The 24,035-nt window shown below is 64.7% G+C and carries 21 protein-coding genes; 8 read left to right on the top strand and 13 right to left on the bottom strand.

Features of this window, described 5'->3' with window-relative positions; translation table 11 throughout:
• Positions 1–9: 9 nt before the first annotated feature.
• From frr to rpsB, 4 genes are all read right to left on the bottom strand, one after another.
• Positions 10–576 (bottom strand): ribosome recycling factor, encoded by a 567-nt coding sequence (gene frr / locus F562_RS0103650; protein WP_018155573.1) that lies wholly within the window; start codon positions 574–576, stop codon positions 10–12.
• A 64-nt stretch (positions 577–640) separates the two neighbouring features.
• Positions 641–1,393: a UMP kinase gene (gene pyrH / locus F562_RS0103645; protein WP_018155572.1), complete on the bottom strand. Its 753-nt coding sequence runs from the start codon at positions 1,391–1,393 to the stop codon at positions 641–643.
• Positions 1,394–1,510: 117 nt separating this feature from the next.
• Positions 1,511–2,338 (bottom strand): translation elongation factor Ts, encoded by an 828-nt coding sequence (tsf, locus tag F562_RS0103640; RefSeq protein ID WP_018155571.1) that lies wholly within the window; start codon positions 2,336–2,338, stop codon positions 1,511–1,513.
• A gap of 41 nt (positions 2,339–2,379) precedes the next feature.
• Complete coding sequence (rpsB, locus tag F562_RS0103635) at positions 2,380–3,309, bottom strand: 30S ribosomal protein S2 (protein ID WP_018155570.1); 930 nt, start codon at positions 3,307–3,309, stop codon at positions 2,380–2,382.
• 244 nt (positions 3,310–3,553) lie between these two features.
• Between rpsB and F562_RS0103625 the strand changes: the two genes are divergently transcribed.
• Genes F562_RS0103625 through F562_RS0103615 form a run of 3 tightly spaced genes read left to right on the top strand, consistent with a single transcriptional unit; the run spans position 3,554 to position 6,717 of the window.
• Entirely contained in the window at positions 3,554–4,711 is a 1,158-nt protein-coding gene (locus F562_RS0103625) for a pyridoxal phosphate-dependent aminotransferase (protein WP_018155568.1), read from the top strand.
• 3 nt (positions 4,712–4,714) lie between these two features.
• Positions 4,715–5,368: an ABC transporter ATP-binding protein gene (locus tag F562_RS0103620; protein ID WP_018155567.1), complete on the top strand. Its 654-nt coding sequence runs from the start codon at positions 4,715–4,717 to the stop codon at positions 5,366–5,368.
• On the top strand, positions 5,368–6,717 hold the full coding sequence (locus F562_RS0103615) for a hypothetical protein (RefSeq protein WP_018155566.1): 1,350 nt from the start codon (positions 5,368–5,370) through the stop codon (positions 6,715–6,717). The genes F562_RS0103620 and F562_RS0103615 overlap by 1 nt, the downstream gene beginning before the upstream one ends.
• Here the strand turns inward: F562_RS0103615 and F562_RS0103610 are convergent, their stop codons facing one another.
• Positions 6,718–10,158, bottom strand: coding sequence for a bifunctional proline dehydrogenase/L-glutamate gamma-semialdehyde dehydrogenase (locus tag F562_RS0103610; RefSeq protein WP_018155565.1), 3,441 nt, complete (start codon positions 10,156–10,158; stop codon positions 6,718–6,720). It abuts the gene before it with no gap.
• 137 nt (positions 10,159–10,295) lie between these two features.
• Between F562_RS0103610 and F562_RS0103605 the strand changes: the two genes are divergently transcribed.
• Entirely contained in the window at positions 10,296–10,967 is a 672-nt protein-coding gene (locus F562_RS0103605; RefSeq protein ID WP_018155564.1) for a GntR family transcriptional regulator, read from the top strand.
• On the opposite strand, the gene F562_RS17950 is transcribed toward F562_RS0103605, so the two are convergent.
• On the bottom strand, positions 10,964–11,668 hold the full coding sequence (locus F562_RS17950) for a DUF3152 domain-containing protein (RefSeq protein ID WP_018155563.1): 705 nt from the start codon (positions 11,666–11,668) through the stop codon (positions 10,964–10,966). The two genes, F562_RS0103605 and F562_RS17950, sit on opposite strands and share 4 nt — an antisense overlap.
• 234 nt (positions 11,669–11,902) lie before the next feature.
• On the opposite strand from F562_RS17950, the gene F562_RS17945 reads away from it, so the two are divergent.
• Both F562_RS17945 and cls read left to right on the top strand, forming a co-directional pair.
• Positions 11,903–12,508: a M23 family metallopeptidase gene (locus tag F562_RS17945; protein WP_169333359.1), complete on the top strand. Its 606-nt coding sequence runs from the start codon at positions 11,903–11,905 to the stop codon at positions 12,506–12,508.
• Between the two features lie 38 nt (positions 12,509–12,546).
• The gene (cls, locus tag F562_RS0103590) at positions 12,547–14,019 is read left to right on the top strand and encodes a cardiolipin synthase (protein ID WP_018155561.1); all 1,473 of its coding nucleotides are present in this window, start codon (positions 12,547–12,549) and stop codon (positions 14,017–14,019) included.
• Positions 14,020–14,093: 74 nt separating this feature from the next.
• Here the strand turns inward: cls and F562_RS0103585 are convergent, their stop codons facing one another.
• Positions 14,094–15,824 (bottom strand): aldehyde dehydrogenase family protein, encoded by a 1,731-nt coding sequence (locus tag F562_RS0103585; protein ID WP_018155560.1) that lies wholly within the window; start codon positions 15,822–15,824, stop codon positions 14,094–14,096.
• Positions 15,825–15,826: 2 nt separating this feature from the next.
• Positions 15,827–17,407, bottom strand: a complete 1,581-nt coding sequence (locus F562_RS0103580; protein WP_169333358.1) for a GMC family oxidoreductase — start codon at positions 17,405–17,407, stop codon at positions 15,827–15,829.
• Positions 17,408–17,582: 175 nt separating this feature from the next.
• On the opposite strand from F562_RS0103580, the gene F562_RS0103575 reads away from it, so the two are divergent.
• Positions 17,583–18,830, top strand: a complete 1,248-nt coding sequence (locus F562_RS0103575) for a PucR family transcriptional regulator (RefSeq protein WP_156822501.1) — start codon at positions 17,583–17,585, stop codon at positions 18,828–18,830.
• Positions 18,831–18,837: 7 nt separating this feature from the next.
• Here F562_RS0103575 and F562_RS0103570 read toward each other — a convergent pair whose 3' ends face one another.
• Complete coding sequence (locus F562_RS0103570; protein ID WP_018155557.1) at positions 18,838–19,746, bottom strand: tyrosine recombinase XerC; 909 nt, start codon at positions 19,744–19,746, stop codon at positions 18,838–18,840.
• A 165-nt stretch (positions 19,747–19,911) separates the two neighbouring features.
• Between F562_RS0103570 and F562_RS20035 the strand changes: the two genes are divergently transcribed.
• The gene (locus F562_RS20035) at positions 19,912–20,616 is read left to right on the top strand and encodes a TetR/AcrR family transcriptional regulator (RefSeq protein ID WP_083915445.1); all 705 of its coding nucleotides are present in this window, start codon (positions 19,912–19,914) and stop codon (positions 20,614–20,616) included.
• Here F562_RS20035 and F562_RS0103560 read toward each other — a convergent pair.
• The 4 genes from F562_RS0103560 to F562_RS0103545 all read right to left on the bottom strand — a co-directional run bounded on the left by F562_RS0103560 (position 20,613) and on the right by F562_RS0103545 (position 23,970).
• Entirely contained in the window at positions 20,613–20,891 is a 279-nt protein-coding gene (locus F562_RS0103560) for a hypothetical protein (RefSeq protein ID WP_018155555.1), read from the bottom strand. The genes F562_RS20035 and F562_RS0103560 overlap by 4 nt on opposite strands.
• Positions 20,892–20,957: 66 nt before the next feature.
• Positions 20,958–22,049: a DNA-processing protein DprA gene (gene dprA, locus F562_RS17935; protein WP_083915444.1), complete on the bottom strand. Its 1,092-nt coding sequence runs from the start codon at positions 22,047–22,049 to the stop codon at positions 20,958–20,960.
• On the bottom strand, positions 22,046–23,581 hold the full coding sequence (locus F562_RS0103550) for a YifB family Mg chelatase-like AAA ATPase (protein ID WP_018155553.1): 1,536 nt from the start codon (positions 23,579–23,581) through the stop codon (positions 22,046–22,048). The genes dprA and F562_RS0103550 overlap by 4 nt, the downstream gene beginning before the upstream one ends.
• Entirely contained in the window at positions 23,578–23,970 is a 393-nt protein-coding gene (locus tag F562_RS0103545; protein ID WP_018155552.1) for a YraN family protein, read from the bottom strand. Before F562_RS0103545 ends, F562_RS0103550 begins: the two co-directional genes overlap by 4 nt.
• Positions 23,971–24,035: the final 65 nt, after the last annotated feature.

Below are 24,035 nucleotides of genomic sequence, written 5' to 3'. Positions count from 1 at the left end.
GGTGGCCGCTCAGACCTCGAGCAGTTCGGTCTCCTTGCGACCCATGAGGTCGTCGACCTGCTCGACGAACTTCTTGGTCAGTCCATCGAGTACTTTCTCCGCGCGTGAGCCCTCGTCCTCACCGACATCGCCGTTCTTGACGAAGCGGTCGATCTCGTCCTTGGCCTTACGTCGAATGTTGCGCATCGAGACCTTGGCGTCCTCGCCCTTGGTCCGTGCCAACTTGATGTAGTCGCGGCGGCGCTCCTCCGTGAGCTGAGGCAGTGCGATCCGGATGACGTTGCCATCATTGCTGGGGTTGACCCCCAGGTCAGACTCCCGCAGCGCTTTCTCAATCGCCGTCATCGAGCTCTTGTCGAACGGCTGGATCAAGATGGTGCGGGCCTCAGGTGTCTGGAAGGACGCCAACTGCTGCAGCGGGGTCGGCGCACCGTAGTACTCGACCTCGAGCTTGTTGAACATTCCGGCGTTGGCCCGGCCAGTACGGATGCCCGCGAAGTCCTCTTTCGCGACCTCGACTGCCTTTTCCATCTTGTCCTCGGCCTCGAAGAGGCTCTCCTCGATGCTGCCGTCCATGGGTGCACTCCTTCATGCTGCGGCGCGTATTCGCGCCAGGTGGTCGATATCCGTAACGCGGAACCTAAGCTGGCGTCACTCTGGTTCCGATCTTCTCACCCTCAAGGGCGCGGGTGATCGAACCTGGCTGCTCCATCGAGAAAACCACCATCGGCAGATCGTTCTCCGCGGCCAACGAGAAGGCGGTCTGGTCTACCACCCGAAGTCCGCGTTCAATCGCGTCGCGGTAGGTGAGCTCCTCGATCCTGGTCGCGGTGGGGTCCGTCTTCGGGTCGGCGGTGTAGACCCCGTCCACACCGCTCTTGGCCATCAAGACCACATCGCAGTGGCTTTCCAGGGCCCGCTGCACCGCCACGGTGTCCGTCGAGAAGAAGGGCATCCCCATGCCAGCTCCGAAGATCACCACGCGCCCCTTCTCCATGTGCCGGATGGCGCGGCGCGGGATATACGGCTCAGCAACCTGGCCCATCGTGATGGCCGTCTGCACCCTGGTGTCGATATTTTCCTTCTCCAGGAAGTCCTGGAGTGCCAGACAGTTCATGACAATGCCCAGCATGCCCATGTAGTCGGCACGGACACGGTCCATGCCCTTGGTTTGAAGTTCCGCGCCGCGGAAAAAGTTCCCACCGCCGATGACGACACAGATCTGCATGCCACCGCGGGCTGCTTCGGCGATCTGATGAGCAATGCGCTTCACGACATCAGGGTCGAGTCCGACTTCGCCGCCCCCGAACACTTCCCCTGAGAGTTTCAACAATGAGCGGTTCTGATCGGTGTTCGGAACATCAGGCGTCACCTGCGGGCCTCCATCGTGCATGCGAGAAGCGGTCGGGGCAGTCTTCCACATGGGCAACTGCGCAACGAAGCGCCCGCCCACCGATGTGGTGGACGGGCGCCGAGTGAGGTCGCAGATGACCCCAGAAATATCGTCGAGTCAGACGCCGACCTTGAGCCGGGCAAAGCCAGTCACGGTCGCGCCAGACTCTTGGGCGACAGCGGCCACCGACTTCTTCGGGTCCTTGGCGAACGGCTGATCGAGCAGCACGTTGTCCTTGAAGTAGGAGTTGACCCGGCCCTCGATGATCTTGGGCAGTGCCTGTTCAGGCTTGCCCTCTTCCTTGGCCGTGGCCTCGGCGACACGACGCTCGTTTTCGACCGTCTCGGCGTCGATCTCATCTCGCGAGAGCACCGTCGGCGCGAACGCCGCAACATGCATCGCGATGTCCCGAACCACCGTGCCCTCGCCACCGTTGGCGGCGACAAGCACACCGATCTGCGGCGGAACATCTGGGTCGGTCTTGTGCAGGTACGCCTCGACCTTCTCGCCCTCGAGGCGAGCCATGCGGCGCACCTCGATCTTCTCGCCAAGTCCGGCGTTGGCCTCGTCGAGGACCTCCTTGACCGTCTTGCCGTCCAACTCGCTGGCCAGCAGGGTCTCGGCATCGCCTGCGCCCACCGACGCCGCGTGGTCGCGGATCCGGTCAGCCAGTTCGATGAAGGTCGGGTTCTTAGCCACGAAGTCGGTCTCGCAGTTGACTTCGAGCAGCGTTCCGACGCCATTCTCGACCTTGGCGGTCACCAAACCGGAGGACGCGGAACGCCCTTCGCGCTTGGTAACGCCCTTGAGACCCTTGATTCGCAGGGCCTCGATGGCCTTCGTACGGTCGCCGTCGGTCTCGTCGAGCGCCTTCTTGACGTCCATCATGCCGGCACCGGTCTGCTCGCGCAGCGCCTTGATGTCGGCGGCGGTGTAATTAGCCATGTCTGTGCATCGCTCCTTTGCGATTACCTCAGGAGGGGTGATTAGGCCTTGTCGGCGGACTCGGTCGCGGGAGCTTCCGCGGCCTCGGGCGAAGCCTCAGTAGCGGGTGCATCCTCGGCAGCAGGTGCCTCAGGTGCAGCCTCAGCAACGGGCGCCTCCGGTGCGGCCTCAGCCGGAGCCTCGGCTGCAGCGTCCGTAGCAGCATCCGAAGCCAGGAGCTCGCGCTCCCACTCGGCCATCGGCTCGGCGACACCGTCTTCGGACGCGCCGGACTTACCCTGCGAGCGGGAGATCAGACCCTCCGCAACGGCGTCGGCAACCACTCGGGTCAACAACGTGACCGAACGGATGGCGTCGTCGTTGCCCGGGATCTTGTAGTCAACCTCGTCCGGGTCGCAGTTGGTGTCGAGGATCGCGATGATCGGGATGTTGAGCTTGCGCGCCTCGGTGACTGCGAGGTGCTCCTTCTTGGTGTCAACGATCCACACCGCCGACGGAACCTTCTGCATGTCGCGGATACCGCCCAAGGTGCGCTCGAGCTTGTCCTTCTCGCGCTTGAGGACGAGCAGTTCCTTCTTGGTGCGACCCGAACCTGCCACGTCGTCGAAGTCGAGCTCTTCCAGCTCCTTGAGCCGGGTGAGCCGCTTGTGGACGGTGTTGAAGTTGGTGAGCATGCCGCCGAGCCAACGGTGGTTGACGTAGGGCATTCCGACGCGGGTCGCCTGCTCGGCGATGGACTCCTGCGCCTGCTTCTTGGTGCCGACAAACAGGATGGTGCCACCGTGACCAACGGTTTGCTTGACGAACTCATAGGCATCGCCCAAGTACGTGAGCGACTGCTGCAAGTCGATGATGTAGATGCCGTTGCGCTCGGTCATGATGAAGCGCTTCATCTTGGGGTTCCAGCGACGGGTCTGGTGCCCGAAGTGGACGCCGCTCTCGAGGAGCTGGCGCATGGTGACGACGGCCATGCCGAAGTCCGCCTTTCAGTAGATTCCAGTTGTCCTCACGAACGTGGTGTTCGTGATGCCTAGTGCTCTAACGAGGCCCCTCCCACATCAGAATCAATGCAGACTGCAGGACTGCGCCCCGGCGGCGAGCCGGAAAAGAACACGCGAATTCGACCCGCCGAGACGGGCCGTGGCGCTATCGTACGCCAGCCCCGGCATGTCGCGGAAATCCACGCCACCGACCCCGTCCCCTAGGCTCGGAAACATGTCTTCTCCGCTCATTCCGCGCCTGCACGGTTTTGGTACGACCATCTTCGCGGAGATGTCGGCGTTGGCCCTGCGTACCGGAGCAATCAATCTTGGTCAGGGATTTCCGGACAGTGATGGTCCGAGCGCCATCAAGGAGGCCGCCCGCGCAGCCATCGCCGACGGCCTCAATCAGTATCCGCCCGGTCGGGGGCTGCCGGTCCTTCGTGCCGCGATCGCGGATCACCAGGCGCGGCACTACGGCCTTGACCTGGACCCCGATCAGCAGGTGCTGCCAACAGTCGGCGCTACCGAGGGAATTGCCTCATCCATCTTGGCTTTGGTCGAACCCGGCGATGAGGTGGTCACGTTCGAGCCCTACTACGACTCCTACACCGCCATGTTTGCCCTAGCGGGAGTCGCCCACCGCACCTGTGTGCTGCGCGCGCCCGAATTCGCGGTCGACCCCGACGAGTTGCGAGCCGCCTTCTCGTCCCGAACCAAACTGGTCCTGCTCAACACACCACACAACCCGACCGGCAAAGTGTTCTCCCGCGATGAGCTCCAACTCATCGCCGACCTGGCCCAGGAACACGATGCCTTCGTCGTGACCGACGAGGTCTACGAGCACTTGACCTTCGACGGCAGCACCCATATCCCGATCGCGACCCTGCCAGGTATGGCAGACCGCACCCTGACCATCGGGTCAGCCGGCAAGACCTTCTCGCTGACCGGGTGGAAGGTGGGGTGGGTGACCGGCCCGGCCGACCTCGTGCAGGCGGCTCTCACAGTGAAGCAATACCTCACGTTCTCGGGCGGGGGGCCATTCCAGGCCGCGGTCGCGGAAGGCCTGCGGCTCGGGCAGCCACTGCTGGACGAACTTCATGAGGCCATGGATCACCGACGTCATCTAATGGTCGAAGGGCTTCGCCAGATCGGGTTCGATACCTGGCTGCCCCAGGGCACATACTTCGCGATAGGGGACGCGCGTCCGCTCGGCTGGGACGACGCCACCGACCTGTGTTGGCAGTTGCCCGACCTGTGCGGCGTCGTTGCGATCCCAGTCTCGGGCTTCCATGACGACCCCAGCGCAAATGCCAGCCTCTTGCGGTTCGCTTTTTGTAAGGACGAAGACAAGATCCGTGAAGGTCTCCGCCGCCTTCAGTCGCTCGGTTAAGACATGGTCTCGACAGCGTTCACCGTGCTGGCGGCGGAAGGCGTCAGCCAGGTTGTCGACGAGGTCCCGCTCGTTGCCCCGACCGATATCGAGGTCCGCCCCGGCCAAGCCGTGGTGCTGAGCGGACCGAACGGATCCGGCAAGTCGACTTTGCTGCGACTCATGATTGGCGCCACCCAGCCGAGCACCGGAACTGTTCTCCTGGACGGTGATCCGGTTGATGAGCGTTCACCGCGCACTCGAAATGTGATGGCCGCACTCTTGAACCCCATAACCGGGTATCGCCACCACACCGTCCAAGACCATCTGGTGCTGGTCGATCAGACATGGGGTGGCTCGCGGGAAACCTGTGCGCGACGGGTTCAACGCACCCTCGACCAGCTCGACATTGACCCACTCCGGCATCGCTATCTCCATGAATTGTCCTCTGGCCAAAGGCAGTTAGTGGACCTCGCGTTGACGTTAATCCGCCCGAGCGGACTGCTGGTCTTAGACGAGCCCGAGCAGCGACTGGACCGCGACCGACGCGCCCTTCTGACGCGAATCCTGGCGGAGACCAAGGGTGCCGGAACTGCGCTGCTCCTGGCCTGCCACGACCACGACATGATCGCTAGCCTCGCCGACGATCAGGTCCGGCTCGAGATTCCTGAGCTGTGATGGCCACCGGCGATGAGGAGCGCCTGGACGCCGTCACGATTTTTGCCTATCGCGGTCGCACACCGATCCAACGCATTGCCTACCCGCTGTATGTCATCGCGTTGTTTGCCGCCGTGTACGGCGTGTCCCTGTCCCAAGGCCTCGCGCACGCCATCGCGATTGATGCCACCCGACGGGAACTGTTCCAGACCTGGGCTCCCGCGGCCACACTCCTTGCGGTCACCATTCTCTGCCCCGTGGCGTACGCCGTCGGGCGCAAGCGCGGCCCTGTTCTGCCCGACCTGAGTTTCATTGACCTTCTCCTTCCGATCGGCCTCGACCGGGACGACCTGCTGCGCCCCTGGTGGCGCGCTGCACTGGCCGCTATGGCCACATTTGGTGGCATCGTGGGAATCGTCGTGGGTGGCGGACTCGCGATTCGTGACTTGGCGAGCCCGGCCGCCATTGCACCGATCGTGTTGATGGGCATCGGAGTTGGGGTTCTCCTCACCCACATCGCGGTGCGCGCACAAGCCCGAACCAACCCGGCACCTTCGCCGTGGTCAGAGCTGGTTCGCGTTGCTGACACTCTTCGAGCACTGTCCCAGTCCACGCTGCGCAACCAAGCCTTGCTCAGCCGAGCGGCCAATGCCGCGTTCCTCGTCGGGGATCTGAGTCACCTCGCGCGCGCAGTCCCGTCTGGCCGTCTCCGCGGACGTCGCCTCAGGCTCGGTGCATACGGACCGTTGGGGACGGTGGTCGTCGCCGACCTCCTCGGCTGGCGGCGCACGCCCCTGGCCACCGCAAGCGGCATCACCGTGCTCCTAACCGGAGTTCCTGGAACGATCTGGGCACTCCGTCCCGAGGCTTGGATGGCACTCGGGCCCCTACTCTTGATGACGAGTCTGGGTGCGGGCCGGTTGCTAACTGGACTGCGCTTCACGGCCGAAAACGCAGGCAGCCCAACCCTGCTCGGCATCTCGCCGCGCAGGATGGCCACAGGGCACCTGACCGTCGGGCTCCTCCCGGCGGCCACCATCGGGGTTGCCTCGACCGTGATCGTCGGACCACTCTCGCTGGCGACCGCAGCAGGAGTCGCCGGCCTCATGTTCCTCATCGCAGGACTTCAACTTGCGACGTCCTATCGCGGCGGCATTCGCGCGGAGCGGATGTCGCCGACAAGCGGCGGCCAGGCCCTCGCCTTCCATATGGCGATGCCCTACGCCGCTCCCCTGGCCGTCGGACTGCTCGCAGGTCGGATTGCCCTGGCCGGCGGGTCGCCGTCCGGCATCACGCTGCTCGCCCTCGGACTCGCCGTACTCGCTTTTGGCAGTTGGCAATTGCGCGAGCGCACCCGCGCCTTCGGATGATCAGACAGCAGCGGGAATGTCGTAGCGACGCGGCGTCCCAAAACGATGCGCCGTGATCGAGACCGCCTGCTCTCGCAGGAATGTCAACACTTCGACACGCCCTGCCGAGACCACCTCACCCGCGTAGATTGCGACGGCGGGTGACCCACCGGTGGCCGCGGCAACGACACCAGCGTCGGCGTCAATCAGTCGTACTCGACCGCCACTCTCGGCTAGACGCCCCGCTCGACGCGTCCATTCGGTCGCGTCTTCGATGGCAACCTCAACGCCAGCAGATTGCAGGTAGGACATCACCGGTGGCGCGATCCTTGTCATCGTGCTCACCGTGATGGCCGATCCGGCCCGGACGCCAGCTGCCACCACGCGGAGCAACTCGACAACGCGGGAGCCTTCATAGCGCACCGTGACGGGAACCTGGTGGTAGCGGAACGCATTCTGCTCCCGCTCCAATCCAGTGCGGTCCTGGACGACTCCAAATTCGCTGGCCCAGGCCACCGCGTCAGTCGACAGCGCACCGGCGAGCCACTCCCGATCCCGGTGATCGAGGTCGTGCGCAGCATCGAGGACCGCCTGACTGATCTCGTCATTCGCCGACCGACTGACCGACTCGTCGCTCCACGTTCCAAAGCCCACGAGGTAATTGGGCCCGCCGGCCTTGCAGCCTGCGCCCACGGCGGCCTTCTTCCAGCCGCCGAACGGCTGCCGTTGCACGATGGCCCCGGTGATCCCTCGGTTGACGTACAGGTTTCCGGCCTGGACTGAGCCGAGCCAGGTCGCGACCTCATCCTCGTCGAGGCTATGGATGCCGCTGGTCAAGCCATAGTCGATCTGGTTGACGTAATCGATCGCGGCCTCCAGGGTCGGCGCGGCCATGACGCCGAGCACCGGTCCGAAGTACTCGGTCAGGTGATATTCCGATCCCGGCTTGACGCCATCGCGGACACCTGGACTCCAGAGCATCCCGTCCTCGTCGAGGCGCCTTGGCTCGACCAGCCAGGACTGCCCCTCCGGCAGGACAGTGAGCGCGTCAAGCAATTTGCCTTGGGCAGGTTCGATGACCGGGCCAACCTGGCTGGCTTCCTCCCACGGGAGGCCCACCGTCATGGATTGGACCGCGTCAATCAACTGGCGCCGGAACCGCTCGGATGTGGCGACGGTGCCGACCAAGATGGTCAGCGACGCTGCCGAGCACTTCTGTCCGGCGTGACCGAACGCGGAGTACGCGACGTCCTTGGCCGCGAGATCCAGGTCGGCACTCGGGGTGACGATCAAAGCGTTCTTGCCGCTGGTCTCGGCCAACAGCGGTAGGTCTGGACGCATGCTGCGGAACAACTGGGCGGTCTCGTACGCACCGGTGAGCACGACCCGCTCGACGGTTTCATGGGTGATGAGCCGACTGCCGACCTCGTTCTCTGGGACCTGGACATAGCGCAACACATCACGCGGTACGCCTGCCTCCCACAGCGCCTCCACCATGACTGCGCCGGTACGCCGCGCCTGCGGGGCGGGCTTGATGATGACCGGCGAGCCGGATGCCAACGCCGCCAGCGTCGACCCCGCAGGGATCGCGCAGGGGAAGTTCCATGGCGGGGTCACCACGGTCAGGCGGGATGGCGAAAAACGCGCTCCCTCAACGGATTCCAGCTCTCGCCCACGCTCGGCGTAGTAGTGCGCGAAGTCGATTGCCTCGCTCACCTCCGGGTCACCTTGCTCCAGCACCTTGCCGCATTCGGAACCCATGACTTCCAACAAGTCCGCACGCCGCGCCTCCAGGACGTCCCCTGCTCGGTGCAGAATCTCCGCGCGAGCAGCAGCACTCAGGTCACGCCATGCGGCTCCTGCGGTCGCCGTCTCCTCGATGAGAGCTTCCACCTGAGCGACCGACTGAATCTCACCCGCCTTGGCCAGGTCCCGGCCAAGGCGACTTCCTTGCATCTTCGACCGAATCTGTTGACCCCATTCGCGATTCGCCTCAATAGAGGGGTCGGTGTCAGGAGTGTTCACGAACTCACCGGGAGCACCCGTCCACGCGGCTGCGGGCCGTCGGCGGTCCTGGCAACGATGTGACACAGGCACCTCAGCCGGGATCGTGTCGATCGAGGCGAGGAAGCGCTCTTTCTCACGGTCGAAGAAGGTCGGGTCATCGAGCTCGAACATGGCCGACATGAAGTTCTCTTGCGAGGCGCCTTCCTCCAATCGGCGAATGAGGTAGGCGATCGCTACGTCGAACTCCTCGGGCCGAACGACCGGGGTATAGAGCAACAAACTGCCGACGTCCGCCCGCACGGCTGCGGCCTGGGCGGTCGCCATACCCAGGAGCATTTCGATATCGATGCCCTCAGTCACGCCGCGTTGCTTGGCAAGCAGCCAGGCGAGCGCGATGTCGAACAGATTGTGACCGGCGACGCCGACCCTCAGGTTCTTGACGTGCGCTGGCTGCAGGGCATAGTCCAAGACTGCCTTGTAGCACGAGTCCGATGCCTGCTTGCTGTGCCAGGTCGCGAGCGGCCAGCCATGGACTTCGGCGTCGACCTCTTCCATGGGCAGGTTCGCGCCCTTGACCAAACGCACCTTCACCGGCGCACCACCGCGCGCAACTCGCGCGGCAGCCCACTCCTGCAACCGGTGCATGGCGGCGAGCGCGTCTGGCAGGTATGCCTGAAGCACGACGCCGGCCTCCAGGGACAGGAACTCCTCGCGATCGAGGATCGAGGTAAAGACCTCCAAGGTCAGGTCGAGGTCCTTGTATTCCTCCATATCGAGGTTGATGAACTTCCCGCCCTCGGCGACAGCTCGCCGGTACAACGGCAACAGCGCCTCCGCAGCATGCTGGACGGCGTCATCGAAAGACCACGGACTATGTGGCGAGACGGTGGACGAGACCTTGATCGAAACGTAGTCGACGTCATCGCGCGCCAAGAGCTTTTCGGTGTCGGCGAGGCGCTTAGTTGCTTCGGCTTCACCGAGGACCGCCTCGCCCAGCAAGTTGATGTTGAGGCGTACGCCGTCCTGGTCACCCTTGATCCGATGAATAGATCGGCCCAAGCGCTTGTCGGTGGCATCCACGATGAGGTGGCGCACCATCTGACGCAGCGCCGTACGAGCAGTCGGGACGACCACGCCAGGAACCACACGCCCAGCGGCGGCGCCCGTCTTCACCGCCGCCCGCAGCGGTGCCGGCAAGAAGGCTGGCGTCAACGGTGCGATGTCGCGTAGGGCTCGTGCGGCCGCGCGAGGATCCTCGGGGCGTACGACACCATCGACGAATCCCACCGTGAAGGCCAGGCCGTTCGGGTCCTGCAACACTCCGGCGAGGCGCTGGGCCGCCGCGTCAACGGGCTGGTTCCGGCTGGCTTCCAGCCACTGCCGGACCTGGTCTACCGCCTCCTCCCCCAAGGCTCGGTCGATCGGGGCTATCGAGGTGCCGTCCGTCATCGCCATAACTCCCTTCACATTCGCCGCAGTGTCGTGTGTGAGATGTAGCATGTCACCCACTACCTAGGCGTGACAACACCGCGACGGCCCCTACCTGGAGCGGATCAGCGGAAGGTCACCACCGCGACCGGAGAGGACCCGCCATGGAACCGATCGGCACCGCCCGCAGCCTGCGGGATCAGGCACTCGACACGTTGCGCCAAGCGATCGTCACCGGTGAGATCCGCCCGGGTGAACTGCACTCCGCGGCATCCATTGCCAAGCGACTTGGCGTCTCGGTCTCCCCTGTCCGCGAGGCGATGCTCACGCTCGTCAACGAAGGCATCTTGGAAGCAATCCGCAACCGCGGTTTCCGGGTCGTCGAGATCACGGCGGACGATCTAGCCGACGTTATTGAATTGCGGCAATGGCTCGAGGTCCCCGCACTCATGGAACTGGCGACGCGGCCCCAGGAACTCGTCCAAGCCATGCCTAGATTGCGCGATCTCTGCGGCGCTATCGAGCGCTTGGCCAAGGCAGGCGACGCCGTGGAGTTCCTGGCGCGCGATCGTGAGTTTCACTTGAGTCTCATTGCGCTGCACGGCAATCGCCGCCTCGTCGAGTCGGTCGCAGTCCTGCGCGACCAGACCCGGCTCTACGGCATTCCTGGCCTGGCAAGCGCCGGCGCCCTAGAAGAGGCTGCCCGGGAGCAGCGCCGCGTCCTGGGCGCTCTGGAGGCGGGCGAGGCAGAGCAGGTACGCGAGCTCATGCAGCTGCACCTATCACGCATTACCGCCGGGTGGACAACTGAAGGCGTCGCGCCCTCACTCGATTAGCCGCGAAGGGTTGCGGGCCACACGTTGGGTCGGCACCCCTTCAAGCCCATCGACTGCTGCATCATGACCGGCGCGAGCTTTCCCTCGCCGGGGCACCCCACGTGACCGTGGCCAAGTTCGTGTCCGACTTCGTGATTGAGGACATAACTCTGATAGTCCGACCGTGGCTTGGCGGAAAAGCCCTGGACTCCTCCGACCCAACGGCGCGCATTGATCACCGCACGGTCCTTGTTAGCGCATGACCACAGCCCTTCGGTCTTTAGTGGCGCGCACCAGCGGTCGGTGCGGTCGGGACTGACCAACGAGATCGTGATGTCGGGCTTGACCCCACGAGCCCGCTGGGACGGGCTGACCTGCACGAAACGTACGTGCTTGACCGGTTGCCACCCTCGGCTGTCCCGCAGCGTGCTCCCGACCAACGTGGCAGCGGCGGTTCGGTCGATCGGAAGCCCACCCTCGATCTCGAATGCATACGTGACAACTCGGCCAGTGCCACCGGAATCCTGACCTGGAACGACGACCTGGGCCACTTTGCCGTTGCCCTTGATCGGCACCGTCGCGGTTGGTTTGGGTGTGGCGGTTGGCGTGGGGCGCGGCGCCGGACTCGGCGCGGCCGATCGGGTGGGTGGCGCCGAAGTGGCAGGTCGGGTCGTAGCCGGGAACATGGCGTCCTCAGAACCGCTCGCCAGGCTCGCGGTCATCCGCACGTCCTGATCTCCACGGGCTGCACCTACGGCAGCACTCGCGACTGCCAGTCCCACAAGGACCCCCGCGAGGCCGCGGCGCGCGCGCAGACCTGGGCTGCCTTGGTGAACCGGCGCCCGATGTCGACCGCCCCATCGCGTGTCCTCCACGAGGCACAACTCTAGGCAAAGTTGGGCTCCGGAAGGCGATGCCACGCGAGCGTTGTGGATACCCGACATACTCTGATGGCCGTGTCCACAGGCATGGGCGCACCGGGTGACGACCAGCGCCCGCTCCGCGATGCTCACCACATGCCTCTTCTGATGTGCACGGCCCTGCTTGCCGCACTCGGTGGGTGCGCAGCCGATCCACCCCGCCCTCCGCCGCTCTTGCAGGCCCGGCCAGGGCTGTCCCGACCACTGCCCACACCAGCTGGTCAGGCGGTCTGGCCTCTGCAGCCCACGCCACGAGTGGTGCGTCCCTTTGACGCGCCGCCGCAGCCGTGGGCAGCCGGGCACCGCGGCGTTGACCTGCTGGGCCGACCGAGCCAGCCCGTACGCGCGGCGCTTCCTGGAACGATCACGTACTCAGGTGTGATCGCCGGCCGTGGCGTGGTGTCTATTGGTCACGCGGATGGTTCCCGCACGACGTACGAACCACTCCAGCACCGCGCGACCAAAGGCACACAGGTCGAGGCGGGAGACACCATTGGGACGCTCACTCCGGCGCCCTCGCACTGCGCCCCCGCGGCCTGCCTGCACTGGGGCCTGCTGGTCGGACCGGACAGTTATCGAGACCCGCTCACGTTGCTCGGACTACGCCGTCCCGTCATTCTGCTTCCGCTGACCCCACCGTGACCACCGGCCAACAGCGGACGGCACCTAGGGTCAGGGCCATGGACTTCAACTGGTTCACGGCTGCCGGAGCAACGGTGGTTCTGACGCTCGAATACACCTTGAAGGTGATCGCGGTCGGGACCGTACCTGAAAACCGCCGTCCGGCCGCGGCCTCCGCCTGGCTACTCCTGATTATGTTCATCCCCCTGATCGGGTTCCCGCTCTACTGGTTGATTGGCCAGCCCTATCTCAAAGGCCGCCGGTACGACCTCCAACTGGTCGCCAACGAACGGACCTCAGAATGGGCGCAGGAATTGCCTCCGCTGCCGCCGGGTGCCGAACCTGGCGAGGACCTCCAGTCCCTGATCCAGATGAATCGTCGTCTGACCGGCCAACCGTGTGTCAGCGGAACAACCGAAAAGATCTTCCCGATCACCGCTGACTACTTCCAGGCCATCGCCGACGCTATCGATCAAGCCGAGCATTTTGTCCATGTCGAGTTCTACATCGTGTCCTGGGATGAGGCGACTGACCCGGTCTTTGAGGCCCTGCGCCGTGCTAAGGCTCGCGGTGTCGAAGTACGACTCCTGCTCGACCACATCGGCTCTCGGAAGTACCCCGGGCGCAAGACTCTCGGTCGCCGGATGAGCGCAGCCGGGATCGAGTGGCACCTGATGATGCCGATCAACCCGTTCAAGGGCCGCTGGCGGCGCCCCGATCTACGCAATCACCGCAAACTGCTGGTCATTGACGGCGCGGTGGGCTTCATGGGCTCGCACAATCTGATCGATCCCGCCTACGGCAGCGCAAAGAACCTCGCGATGGGCCGCGCCTGGTCCGATGTCTCTGTGCAGGTCACGGGCGATGTCGTCACCTCGCTGTCGCACATCTTCGCCACCGATTGGTACGCCGAGACGGACGAAATGCTCGACCAGGCGACCTACTACCCCGATCAGCCCGACCATGCGCCCGGCGGTCGGGCGCACGGCATGCAGGTCGTACCGTCTGGCCCCGGCTTTCCCACCGAGCCGAATATGCGCATGTTCGTCCAGTCGCTCGCGTTGGCTCAACGCAACATCGCGATCACCAGTCCGTATTTCGTCCCGAACGAAGCACTGCTCAACGCCATCACCAGCGCCGCGCACCGGGGCGTCACGGTCGACCTCTTTGTTGGGGAAGAAGCCGATCAGTTCCTCGTCGGCCACGCACAGCGCTCCTACTACGGCGCGCTCCTGAAGGCTGGCGTCCGTATCCACCTTTACCCCGCGCCGACCGTGCTGCACGGCAAGTACTTCACCATCGATGATCGGGTCGCCGTGATTGGGTCATCCAACATGGACTATCGCTCGTTTGCCCTCACCTATGAGGTCATGATGTTGGCCTTTGGCGGCGACCTGATCGCTCAACTGCAAGAAAACGACGCCCACTACCGGGCCGTCTCGCACCTGCTCACAACCGAAGAGTGGCAACAGGTCAGCTGGGGCCAGCGGTATGTCAACAACGTCTGCCGCCTGACCGCCGCCTTGATGTAGCCGCCGGGCGGCAGCCCGACACGCGAGAGCCACGCATCCCCTCCTCGAGATGCGTGGCTCTGCGCCCGTCCGGATCAGCCGCGCAACGCGGACGCGAAGACAGCGGGCAGTCGTCCCCAGCCTGGCTGGGCAGCAAACCGGACCAGCTTTTCCCCCGTCGACGCGGCCGTCTTGTTGTTGACGAACCACGGCGGCTTCGGAGTGAGCGACATCTCCCCCGCAAGAACTGACCGCGGATAGGGTCGGAACGGACCGCGAATAACCGTGCGCTCAACGTCCGCTAGCAGCACCGCATTGTGCACCACGCCATGCCCCGACTGGATGTCATTCAATGCATGGCCCGGGAATGCTCCCCAGGTCGCGGTGGCGGTGAGGTAACCCACTCCGGTCCAGCAGTTGATGGCGACCGTTCCGTAACGCATCGATGCGATCAGATCCGACATCGTCTTCTCGCCGATCTGCTCCTCGGTCTTTGGGTGGATCACGATGTTGGCGCCGAGAGTTCCGCGAAGTCGCTCATTCGAGGTGTCGATCGCTGTCGCCAAGAAGTCGGCACCCAGTCCAGGGAGTTCGGAAACGCCCAGCACTGGTGCGAAGAACTCGGTCTCAAAGGCCGTTTCGGAATCATCCGAAAGGTCCAGGCCACTCAGCAGCGTCCGTTCCGGCGTCCCCCCGACGGGCACCGCGTTCTCCGGATTCTCTTCTCGCACGGCAGCCACACGATCCGCTGAACCGGGGTACCAGGACGGGCGTTTCGGTGCCTTGGCCATCGCCCGACGAAGGGCCTTCAAGAATTGGTCCTTCTGCGCCCAGTCCGAACTGATGATCACCATCTGTGCCGCGACGCAATTGGAGCCCGCGTTGTGAAGGCGCTGCGTGGCCACGTGATTCGCCTGAAATTCAATGTCCCGGCTGGACCACTCACCCGGAACCACGATCGCTGGCGAGACTCCCCCGAGCTCGCTCGTCATGGGCTTGGTGAGTTGTGGAGTGTCCGCCGCCTTGTTGGCTGCGCCCTGGTCTCCCGGACCCCACACGATGACGTCGTGGGTGGCTTCGGACCCGGTCATGTGGACCGCGTCGATCCCGTCATGCTGAGTCAACAGCGAACCCAGTTCGATGTCGCTGGAGAACACCTGCACCGCGCCGATCTCGATAAACGGCGCGAAGATCGCCTCGAGAATCGGCAGCAAGTCGTCTGTGATCGGATTGAGTTTGAGGGCTACCGAGCGGTTGTCCGCGTAGAGGACGTACAGCGCATCAAGTGGCGCGATCGAGAAGATGTTGCCGGCCCCCAGGACCAAGCAGGTCCCGTTGGTCTGTGCCGGTTTCTTCATTCCAAGGCCAGCGCGTGAGCGCACCTGCGCCTCGGTCACACCCGGCTTGATCCACACCTGCGCGGAAAAGCCCGACTGCAGGAGGTGATCCCAGACCGTGTGCGGCAGCACCTCGACGGCGACCCGGTCGCCGGGCTGAGGCACGATGGTGAATCCGTCGGTCGCACCCTTCCCCTCCTCCATCCGGCGCAGCGTGGGGATGAGTTGCTGGGCGTACTGGATGCAGGCATATGGGCCCGAGGTCCATTCCTCACCCACGATCGAGGAGTCCGGGTCCAGGCCTTTGATCCGGGTGGCGATTTCGACCCACTCAGTGGCCTTAGCCTCCACGAGCGCGGAAAAACGCTCCAGCATTTCGCGCCGTTGGGCAACGCCGACGGCGCCCCAGGCCTGCTCGCCAGCCTTGGCGCGCTGCACGATCTGCTCGGCGCGCTTGGCGTTGTCGGTCTCGATTGATGTTGTCGTCATTGTCAGTTCCCCGTACGAATCAGATCGGCGGCCTTCTCACCGATCAGGATGGTTGGTGCGTGGGTGTTGCCGTGGGTCACCTTCGGCATGGCCGAGGCATCCACCACGCGAAGACCCTTGACCCCGTAAACCCGCAGGCTCGCATCCAATGCTCCGGTTTCTTCGGTGCCCATACGAGCCGTGCACGACGCGTGGTACGTGTGCTCGACCCCAGCGCGGACGGCCGCCTCCACATCCTTGCGGCTGGTGCCGAAGTCAGGCCCAGGGTGCAGTTCGCGCTTGATGATCTTGCTCAACGTCGGTGTCGCCGCGAGCTCCCGCACCCGTTCGATGCCATCCACCATGGAGCGCATGTCGTCGGGGTCACTGAAGTAGTTGAAGCAGATCTTGGGAGCTGCCTTGGGGTCGCTCGAACCCAAGCGCACCGTGCCTTCGGAGCGAGCGCCGACCATTGAGAGGCCCATCGCGAAGGCATGTCCATCAAAGGTGCCTGCACCGTGCTCCCAGAAGTAGCCGGGTGCGCCAATGATCTGCATGTAGGGCGCGAAATCTTCCACGCTGGTGTGGAAGAACGCACCGGCCTCGCCGATGTTGGAGGTCAGCATGCCGCGGCGCCGCAGGAAGAACTTAGCCAACTGCTTCGGCGACTCCGCCGACGCCAACGTGTCGGTCGAAGTGGTCTCCCAGTTGACCGCATAGAGCGGGTGGTCCATGAGGTGCTCGCCAACATGCGGGCTGTCGACGGCCACGGTGATGCCGTTCTCCCGAAGGTGGTCTGCCGGGCCGATGCCGGACAGCATCAACAGATGTGGGGTGCTGAGTGCGCCTGCGGACAGGATCACTTCGCGGTCGGCTCGGATGGTTTGTACCGAACCGTTGACCTCAACCACGACTCCGGTTGCGGCACCACCCTCCAGAACCACCTTGTGCACCACGGCTCCGGAGGTAATGGTCAGGTTGGGGCGCTTGCGGTGTGGGGCCAGGAACCCGTCCCAGGTCGTCCAGCGCTGTCCGTTGCGGGTGGTGCGCTGGTACATCGAGGCACCCACCTGCTCGGCGCCGTTGAAGTCGTCGGTTCGCGGCATACCGCCCTCGACCATGCCCTCCACCATCGCCAAGGCTGGCTCGCGCGGGTCGGGTGCGTCTTCGACGTACTGCGGACCGGACGTGCCGTGGAACTCGCTCGCACCACGGCTGTTGTGCTCGGAGCGACGGAACAACGGCAGGATCTCGTCATAGGACCACCCGGTGGCACCCTTCGCGGCCCAGCCGTCGTAGTCGGCGCGGTTGCCTCGCAGGTACATCATCGCGTTCATCGCACTACAGCCACCCAGCATCTTTCCGCGGGGCTGAAAGATGGTGCGACCGTTGAGGTGTGGCTCGGGCTCGGTGTAGAACTCCCAGTCCAGGCTGGTCTTGAACTGCTTGGTGAAAGCAGCTGGAATCTGAACATTCATGTTCGGCCTGCTGCGACCACCGGCCTCCAACACGAGCACGCTCACTCCGGGATCTTCGCTCAGTCGACCTGCGAGCACCGCCCCTGCCGACCCGCTGCCCACCACGATGTAGTCATAACTGCTCATCATTCGTCCCTTCGGTTGAGGACCTCAGCGTGTCATCCACATCACATCGGTCGCTTGTGATGTATTCCACACTGTGTCACCCCGCCTGTGGCGGATTACAAGGTGTGTGCCACTGACTGGAATCTCCTCGGGCGAACCTGTGCCCCGCACCAACGTGCCGTGCTTTGCTGACCTGGTGAATGACGAACCTGACCTGACCCAATGGAGTGCCGCCTTCGCCCAGGCGTCACTGACCGAAGCCGAGGTCAACGCCTTCGTGGAGACGGTGGACCGTCAGATCATGGCGGCGATCCCCGAGATCGCCCGTGACCCGCTCCTCAGTGAGGAACTGCACGCATCGACTCGCGCGCACTGGCGGAGCTTTCTCGTCGGGCTCGGCGACGACTACCATCTTGCACTTCCGCCCGCAGCCACCGGGTTCTCGGAGTCGATCGCTCGGCGTCAACTCGATATCAATGTCCTGCTGAAGGTCTACCGAGTGGCGCATGGAGGCGTCTTTACCTACCTCACCGACCGGACCGATAGCGACCTACCGGAGGGCGTCACCCGAGATGCGGCGCTCATCCATCTCTGGACTCGCGCGGCCCGGTGGATGGATGACTCCGTGGAGTCGCTCATCGAGAGCTACGCCGCCGAGCGCCGCCGCAGCCAAGAAGGCGCCCTGGCCCGTCGCGTCGAGGCGATCCAGTCGCTCCTGGACGACATCCCGCCACCGGACGATGTCGAGCAGACTCTCGGTCACCGCCTCACGCCGTGGCAGACCGCGTTCGTGATCTGGTCGGACGCCACCGCGGACGCTGCCGCGCCTTTATCCGAGATCGCACCGCAGATCTGCCGTCGGGTCGGCCTGCCGGCGCCGCTCACCATGCTCGCCGGTAGCCGAGAAGTGTGGGGTTGGGTGGCCACACCCACCGAACCGACGGAGGACTTCTCCTCGCTCGCGGAGTTCTTGGAGGAGCGAACACTGCGCCTCGCCGTGGGGCGCCCACAGCGCGGCATCGCCGGTTTCCGGGTCAGCCACCACCAGGCTGCTGCGGCTCAGCACCTCGGCGTACACGGTGCCGCAGGCCGCGTACTCAACTACGCGGACATCGAAATGCTCACCCTCCTCGGGATGTCCGACCTGGCCAAAGAAATGGTGCGCCGCGAACTGGGACCGCTCCTAGGACCGAGCCGACAGACCGTACGCACGACGGTGTTGTCGTTCCTGCGCCACGGCCGCGATGTCGATGCCACGGCTGCCGCGCTGTTCGTTCACCCCAACACGGTGCGCTACCGCATCGCGCGGGCCGAGGAATTTCTCGGGGCGCCCGTGTCCTCCCGCGGCACCGTGCTGGAGGTATGCCTGGCGTGGGTCGACCTTTACGGCGCAGATGCGCTGAAGGAGGACACCGATCGAAGACCAGATCTCCTGCGCCGCTGAGGGCGACTTAGGCCCGAGGATGGGCCTGTTGGAACGAAGAGCGCAGTCGCTCGGTCGAAACATGGGTATAAATCTGTGTCGTCGCGAGACTTGCGTGCCCCAACAGTTCTTGGACCATGCGCAGGTCTGCTCCCCCGTCCAGCAAATGAGTTGCCGCGCTGTGCCGTAGGCCGTGCGGGCCCAGATCCGGTGCATCCGGAAGGTGCGCGAGCAAGCGGTGCACCTCTTCGCGTACCTGCCGCGGATCGATCCGGCCGCCGCGCACCCCAAGGAAGACCGCAGCCCCACTGGTACTCCGCACCAACTGAGGGCGCCCCTGCACCAGCCATGCCTCGAGGGCTGCGGCTGCCGGAATCCCAAACGGCACGGTTCGTTCACGGTCGCCCTTCCCGATCACCCGCACCACCCGCTGGTCGACGTCGAGGTCGTCGAGGTCGAGGCCCACCAGCTCGCTCACGCGGATTCCGCTGGCATACAACAACTCGAGCATGGCGCGATTGCGGACGTGGGCAGGGTCGGCGTCATCAGCCGCCACTGCGGCAAGGTCCATCAGGTCAGTCGCGTCGTGGGGGCGCAGGACTCCCGGAAGGTGTCGGTTGCGGCGTGGCGCGACGAGGCGTAGTGAGGGGTCGATGGCGACGACGTTCGTACGCCGCGCCCACCGAAAGAACGTACGGACCGCCGCAGAACGCCTCGACACCGTGGAGCGGGCGGCTCCGGCCTGGGCCATCGCAGCCAACCAGGAGCGCAGATCCGACAGGCGCACCTCGTCCCATGTCGAGGTGCCGACCTCATCAAGATGGTGAATCAAGTGCTCGACATCGCCGCAGTAGGCCCGTGTGGTGTGCGCCGACCGATTGCGTTCGGCGCGGAGATGGCGCTCGAACGCGGGGAGAGCGTCCCGTAGATCGGTCACTGCACCAGCCTATGCGGGCCCTCTCACGACTCAGTCGACCGACACAGCCCCCTGAGCTGTGCGGTCGACCGTCGTCATTCGGAAGGGTATTGGAACGATGTTCCAAGTGCAATATGTTTGACGTCTACTGACGCATCACCAGGGGCAAGGCAGAGGGGTACAGCGATGAGTAGTCCAAACCTGGGCCCGCGCCCATCCGGCGCGGCCGCGCAAATTACTCAGGCAGCGCGAGAACTTAGCGCCGATCGGGGCTTGCACGGGTGGACTATGCGTGACCTGGAGCGAGCGGCACACGCGTCACCGTCGACGATCTACCACCACACCTCCGGACGGCAGGAGCTACTTCAAAGCGTGGTGGAATCCATCCTCGAGGAGGTCGAGGTACCGCCACCGGATGTCCCCGATTACCGCGAAGCCTTCCGCAAACTCACAGGAGACCTCTACTGCGCCGTCACTCCCTACCCTGGCACCGCAGCCTGGCTCATGGCCTTAGGTCCCAAGATTCCCAAAGGCGCGCAGATTCTGGAATTGGGGATCGGATGGCTTCTCGCGGCGGGGGTCCGTCCCGCCGGGCTAGCGTGCGCCCAGATCCTCAGCACTGCGCTCGGCGTGATCGCCAGCGCAGACGCAGGTCGAGGGAGCAAGTTGAACAGCTCGGCCATCTTGGATCGGCTCAAGGCCACCACCAACGCCTCCCCATCCCGCAAGGAAGTCGTGGCGTACATGTCCAACTTTGTGGTGGGCGACCAGGAGCTTCCAGCCGCCGCCAGGGATTTCTTCGATGCAGCAGTCGATGTCGTCCTCGCCGGTGTACATGCTGGATACCGTGACGGTTCCATCCGAGGCGCCGCCCGCTTCAGCACTCCCTAGTCAGCAGTGCCGTCTGTCGAATCCGGAGCCTTGCGACGACGCGCCTTCTGCGCGTCATCGAGGAATTTCTCGCGTGCCTCGTTTCGCTGACCGCCAGCCGTCGTAAGCACTCGGCAACCTTCAAGCGCGTTGGACCACACCACCGAGAAATTCCACTCTCGCAACGGAATTCGCAACCTTCGGGGAGTTGATCGATGGCCGATGAACGCGACGAAGAGCACCACCATGCACAAGTAGATCGGGATCCCCAGCGGGCTGGAGAAAATCTCCATCATCGGTAGCGTCCTTCCACCTCTGCGCCGGTCGCCATCCGGCGGGGCCTTGGCTAGCGTACGTCGCGTTCATGGAGTCCGCCGCCAGCCGTGATGATCTCGCCCAACAAAGCCGCGCACCTCCAAGCCAGCAAGGAGTACCTGGCACTGCGCGAGATCTACGCCAGCATCCACGGCAACCTGCTGGGCCTGCCGGACGCGATGGGGACTCACCGCCTCCCACACCGCCATTTCGGTCGGGTCAAGATCATCCTCCGGCCGCCGCGGGCCGCGGGGCTCTTCGGCGAGGTCTGCTCCCATCTCGCCGACCAGCTCGATCACCTCATCGGTTGCGGTCACCAGTTCTGCGGCATGCTCGCGAATCCACGCATTGGTTCCCGCGCTCGCGGCAGACGTGACCGGGCCTGGAACGGCACCCACCGGACGTCCTAAGGTCACCGCCCAGCCAGCAGTATTGAGTGAACCAGAGCGCCGGCCCGCCTCAATCACGATCGTCCCTCGACTCGCGGCCGCGATCAGCCGATTACGTGCCAAGAAGCGCGAGCGGAGCGGCAATGCGCCCGGTGGCGCCTCGGACACGATGAGGCCATCTCGCACGATCTGGTCCAGCAAATCAGCATGTGCAGCCGGGTAGGCCCGATCTACCCCGCACGCGAGGGCCGCGACGGTTGGCCCATCAGCAGCAAGCGCGCCCCGGTGCACGGCTGCGTCGATGCCGAAGGCCGCCCCCGACACGACGACAGCGCCTTGCGCGGTGAGTCCATATCCGAGCTCGGCGGCCACATGGTTCCCATAACTGGTCGAGCCTCGGGCACCCACGACGGCGACACCAACAGCGGCCAGGTCCGAGAGCCTCCCGCCGCCTCGTACCCACACACAGTGCGGTGGGTGCTCCAGGTCGTCGAAGCCGGTAGGCCAGTCCGGGTCCCCCGGAATGACGACTCGCGACTGACACAACGTGGTAGCCCGCACCTCTCGATCGAGGTCGAGCTGTTGCGCACGACCGCAGACCGTCCCGGACAGCCGCGACTGCCCCGCGAGAACGCGCGCCAATGCGTCCACATAGCCAAAGTCATTGATCTCGACCCGCGCCTGCTTCGAACACGGCTCAGTCAGTCGAGCAAACGCCATGCGGGCTCGTCGTTCAGGTGAGTAACTCATGCCGCCTCGCTGACCGCACCCCGAAGCGCGAGCGCGCGCAACAAGTCGTCAGACGTTGGCCTCTCTCGGCCGCCAAGATCACTGACCGTCCATGCCACGCGTAGGCAGCGGTCATAGCCACGCAAGGTCAGGCTGCCGCGCTCAAGAGCACGATCAAGCATGCGGGTCTCGGTCGCCGGAAGCCGCCAGTTCCGTTCTCTGAGAATCGATCCGGGGACCTGGCTGTTCGTTGCCCAGGGCGTCCCGGCCCATCGTCGGCCCTGTAATTCGCGTGCTGCCGCGACCCGTTCAGCGACCACGGCAGTCGATTCGCCGGGCTCGCTGCGAAGCGCCGCGCGCGTCACCGGAAATACCGAGAGTTGGAGATCAACACGGTCCATGAGGGGGCCGGACAATTTGGCGAGGTAGGTGCGTTGCACGACGGGCGAGCAGGTGCACCCCGCACCGGATCCGTACCTCTTCCCACAGCGACACGGGTTGGCCGCCAAGACAAGTTGAAAGTTAGCCGGATAACTCACGACGCGATCACCTCTGGCGATCCGAACGAGACCGCCTTCAAGCGGCTGACGTAATGCATCCAGTACGTCTCGTCGAAACTCTGGGGCCTCGTCGAGGAACAGGATTCCGTGGTTCGCACGAGACACCGCGCCTGGCTGCACGCGCCCGGACCCACCTCCGATGATGGCGGTCATCGAGGCGCCATGGTGGGGCGCCACGAAAGGCGCGCGATCAATGAGTAGCCGCCCATCCAGTTCACCGAGGACTGAGTGCACGGCGGTAGCCTCCAGCGCGGCATCCCGGTTCAGGGTGGGGAGCAAACCCGGGAGACGTTCGGCCAGCATGGTCTTGCCTGCGCCCGGTGGTCCGATCATGGCGAGGTGGTGGCCGCCTGCCGCAGCAATCTCCAGTGCCACTCGCGCCTCATCCTGGCCTGCGACATCCGCCAGGTCCGGTGGTGATTGATCGCTTCGGCGACCTGGAAGGGGCATCTCCCTCGGCTCCAGTGGCACTCCTCGATGGCGTGCCCGATGTTGCTGCACCGCCTCGGTCAAGTCGTTCACCGCGAGAACCGTCATGCCATCAACCAGCGCGGCCTCCGGCCCGTTCGCCAAAGGAACCACGACGGTACGGATGCCCGCAGCCTCGGCCGCCAACACCGCAGGCAGGACTCCCGTCACGGCCCGGACGGTCCCGTCGAGACCCAATTCGCCAAGATGCACCGCGTTGGCGACCTCTTCGGGCGGCACCGTCTGACTCGCGGCCAGCACCGCCATCGCGATCGCGAGGTCAAACCTCGCTCCTGTCTTCGGAAGGGAAGCCGGCGACAGATTGACCAGGATCCGTTGCCCAGGAAGCGGCAGCCCGGAGTTTGTCACCGCTGCGCGCACCCGAGCCGGTGCCTGAGCACATGCAGCATCCGGTAGGCCGCTGACGGCGAAATATGGGAGACCCGATGCGAGATCCGCCTCGACCTCAACAATGCGGCCCTCTAGGCCCGAAAGCGCGACGCTTCGTGTTCGCCCCAAACTCATGAGCCCACCGCCTCGACATGTGTGATCTGAGGTGGTCGATCGCCCAAGACCAGGACTCCGATCACGTCGATGCGCACATACGGAGCGCTGGGTTCGTTGGCCTGACACCACGCCCCAGCAAGTCGACGCAGACGCCTAGCCTTGGCCCAGGTAACGGCCTCCAAGGGCGACCCATACTGCGTGCTCCGCCGGGTCTTGACCTCAACGACCACCACACAGTCACGCTGCGGTGAGAGCGCCACCACGTCGAGCTCGCCTTCACGACCACAGCGCCAGTTCCGCGCCAACACCTCATAGCCGTGCGCCAACAGGTAGCGAGCAGCAGTCTCTTCGCCGAACCGTCCCAGCGCACCGCGCGGGTTTTCGGTCGCGGATCCATTTGTCATCATCGGCATCACCTCTGCCCATGACTGTGTCCGAATAGGACGCCGTGGCGAAGCCTCACGGATCGGGG

Source organism: Demetria terragena DSM 11295 (assembly GCF_000376825.1).
Taxonomy (GTDB): Bacteria; Actinomycetota; Actinomycetes; order Actinomycetales; family Dermatophilaceae; genus Demetria; species Demetria terragena.
Note: the sequence above shows the minus strand (reverse complement) of the source record. Positions and strands in the feature narration are given on the sequence as shown.

Excerpts from the sequence above, each read along its gene's own strand:
- F562_RS0103610 (WP_018155565.1), bottom strand. The coding sequence starts at position 10,158 with ATGGCGATGACGGACGGCACCTCGATAGCCCCGATCGACCGAGCCTTG.
- F562_RS0103545 (WP_018155552.1), bottom strand. The coding sequence starts at position 23,970 with ATGATGACAAATGGATCCGCGACCGAAAACCCGCGCGGTGCGCTGGGA.
- F562_RS0103620 (WP_018155567.1), top strand. The coding sequence starts at position 4,715 with ATGGTCTCGACAGCGTTCACCGTGCTGGCGGCGGAAGGCGTCAGCCAG.
- F562_RS17950 (WP_018155563.1), bottom strand. The coding sequence starts at position 11,668 with ATGACCGCGAGCCTGGCGAGCGGTTCTGAGGACGCCATGTTCCCGGCT.
- cls (WP_018155561.1), top strand. The coding sequence starts at position 12,547 with ATGGACTTCAACTGGTTCACGGCTGCCGGAGCAACGGTGGTTCTGACG.
- F562_RS0103615 (WP_018155566.1), top strand. The coding sequence starts at position 5,368 with ATGGCCACCGGCGATGAGGAGCGCCTGGACGCCGTCACGATTTTTGCC.
- frr (WP_018155573.1), bottom strand. The coding sequence starts at position 576 with ATGGACGGCAGCATCGAGGAGAGCCTCTTCGAGGCCGAGGACAAGATG.
- dprA (WP_083915444.1), bottom strand. The coding sequence starts at position 22,049 with ATGAGTTACTCACCTGAACGACGAGCCCGCATGGCGTTTGCTCGACTG.
- pyrH (WP_018155572.1), bottom strand. The coding sequence starts at position 1,393 with ATGCACGATGGAGGCCCGCAGGTGACGCCTGATGTTCCGAACACCGAT.
- tsf (WP_018155571.1), bottom strand. The coding sequence starts at position 2,338 with ATGGCTAATTACACCGCCGCCGACATCAAGGCGCTGCGCGAGCAGACC.
- F562_RS0103550 (WP_018155553.1), bottom strand. The coding sequence starts at position 23,581 with ATGAGTTTGGGGCGAACACGAAGCGTCGCGCTTTCGGGCCTAGAGGGC.
- F562_RS0103585 (WP_018155560.1), bottom strand. The coding sequence starts at position 15,824 with ATGACGACAACATCAATCGAGACCGACAACGCCAAGCGCGCCGAGCAG.
- F562_RS0103605 (WP_018155564.1), top strand. The coding sequence starts at position 10,296 with ATGGAACCGATCGGCACCGCCCGCAGCCTGCGGGATCAGGCACTCGAC.
- F562_RS20035 (WP_083915445.1), top strand. The coding sequence starts at position 19,912 with ATGAGTAGTCCAAACCTGGGCCCGCGCCCATCCGGCGCGGCCGCGCAA.
- F562_RS0103580 (WP_169333358.1), bottom strand. The coding sequence starts at position 17,407 with ATGAGCAGTTATGACTACATCGTGGTGGGCAGCGGGTCGGCAGGGGCG.
- F562_RS0103560 (WP_018155555.1), bottom strand. The coding sequence starts at position 20,891 with ATGATGGAGATTTTCTCCAGCCCGCTGGGGATCCCGATCTACTTGTGC.
- rpsB (WP_018155570.1), bottom strand. The coding sequence starts at position 3,309 with ATGGCCGTCGTCACCATGCGCCAGCTCCTCGAGAGCGGCGTCCACTTC.
- F562_RS0103625 (WP_018155568.1), top strand. The coding sequence starts at position 3,554 with ATGTCTTCTCCGCTCATTCCGCGCCTGCACGGTTTTGGTACGACCATC.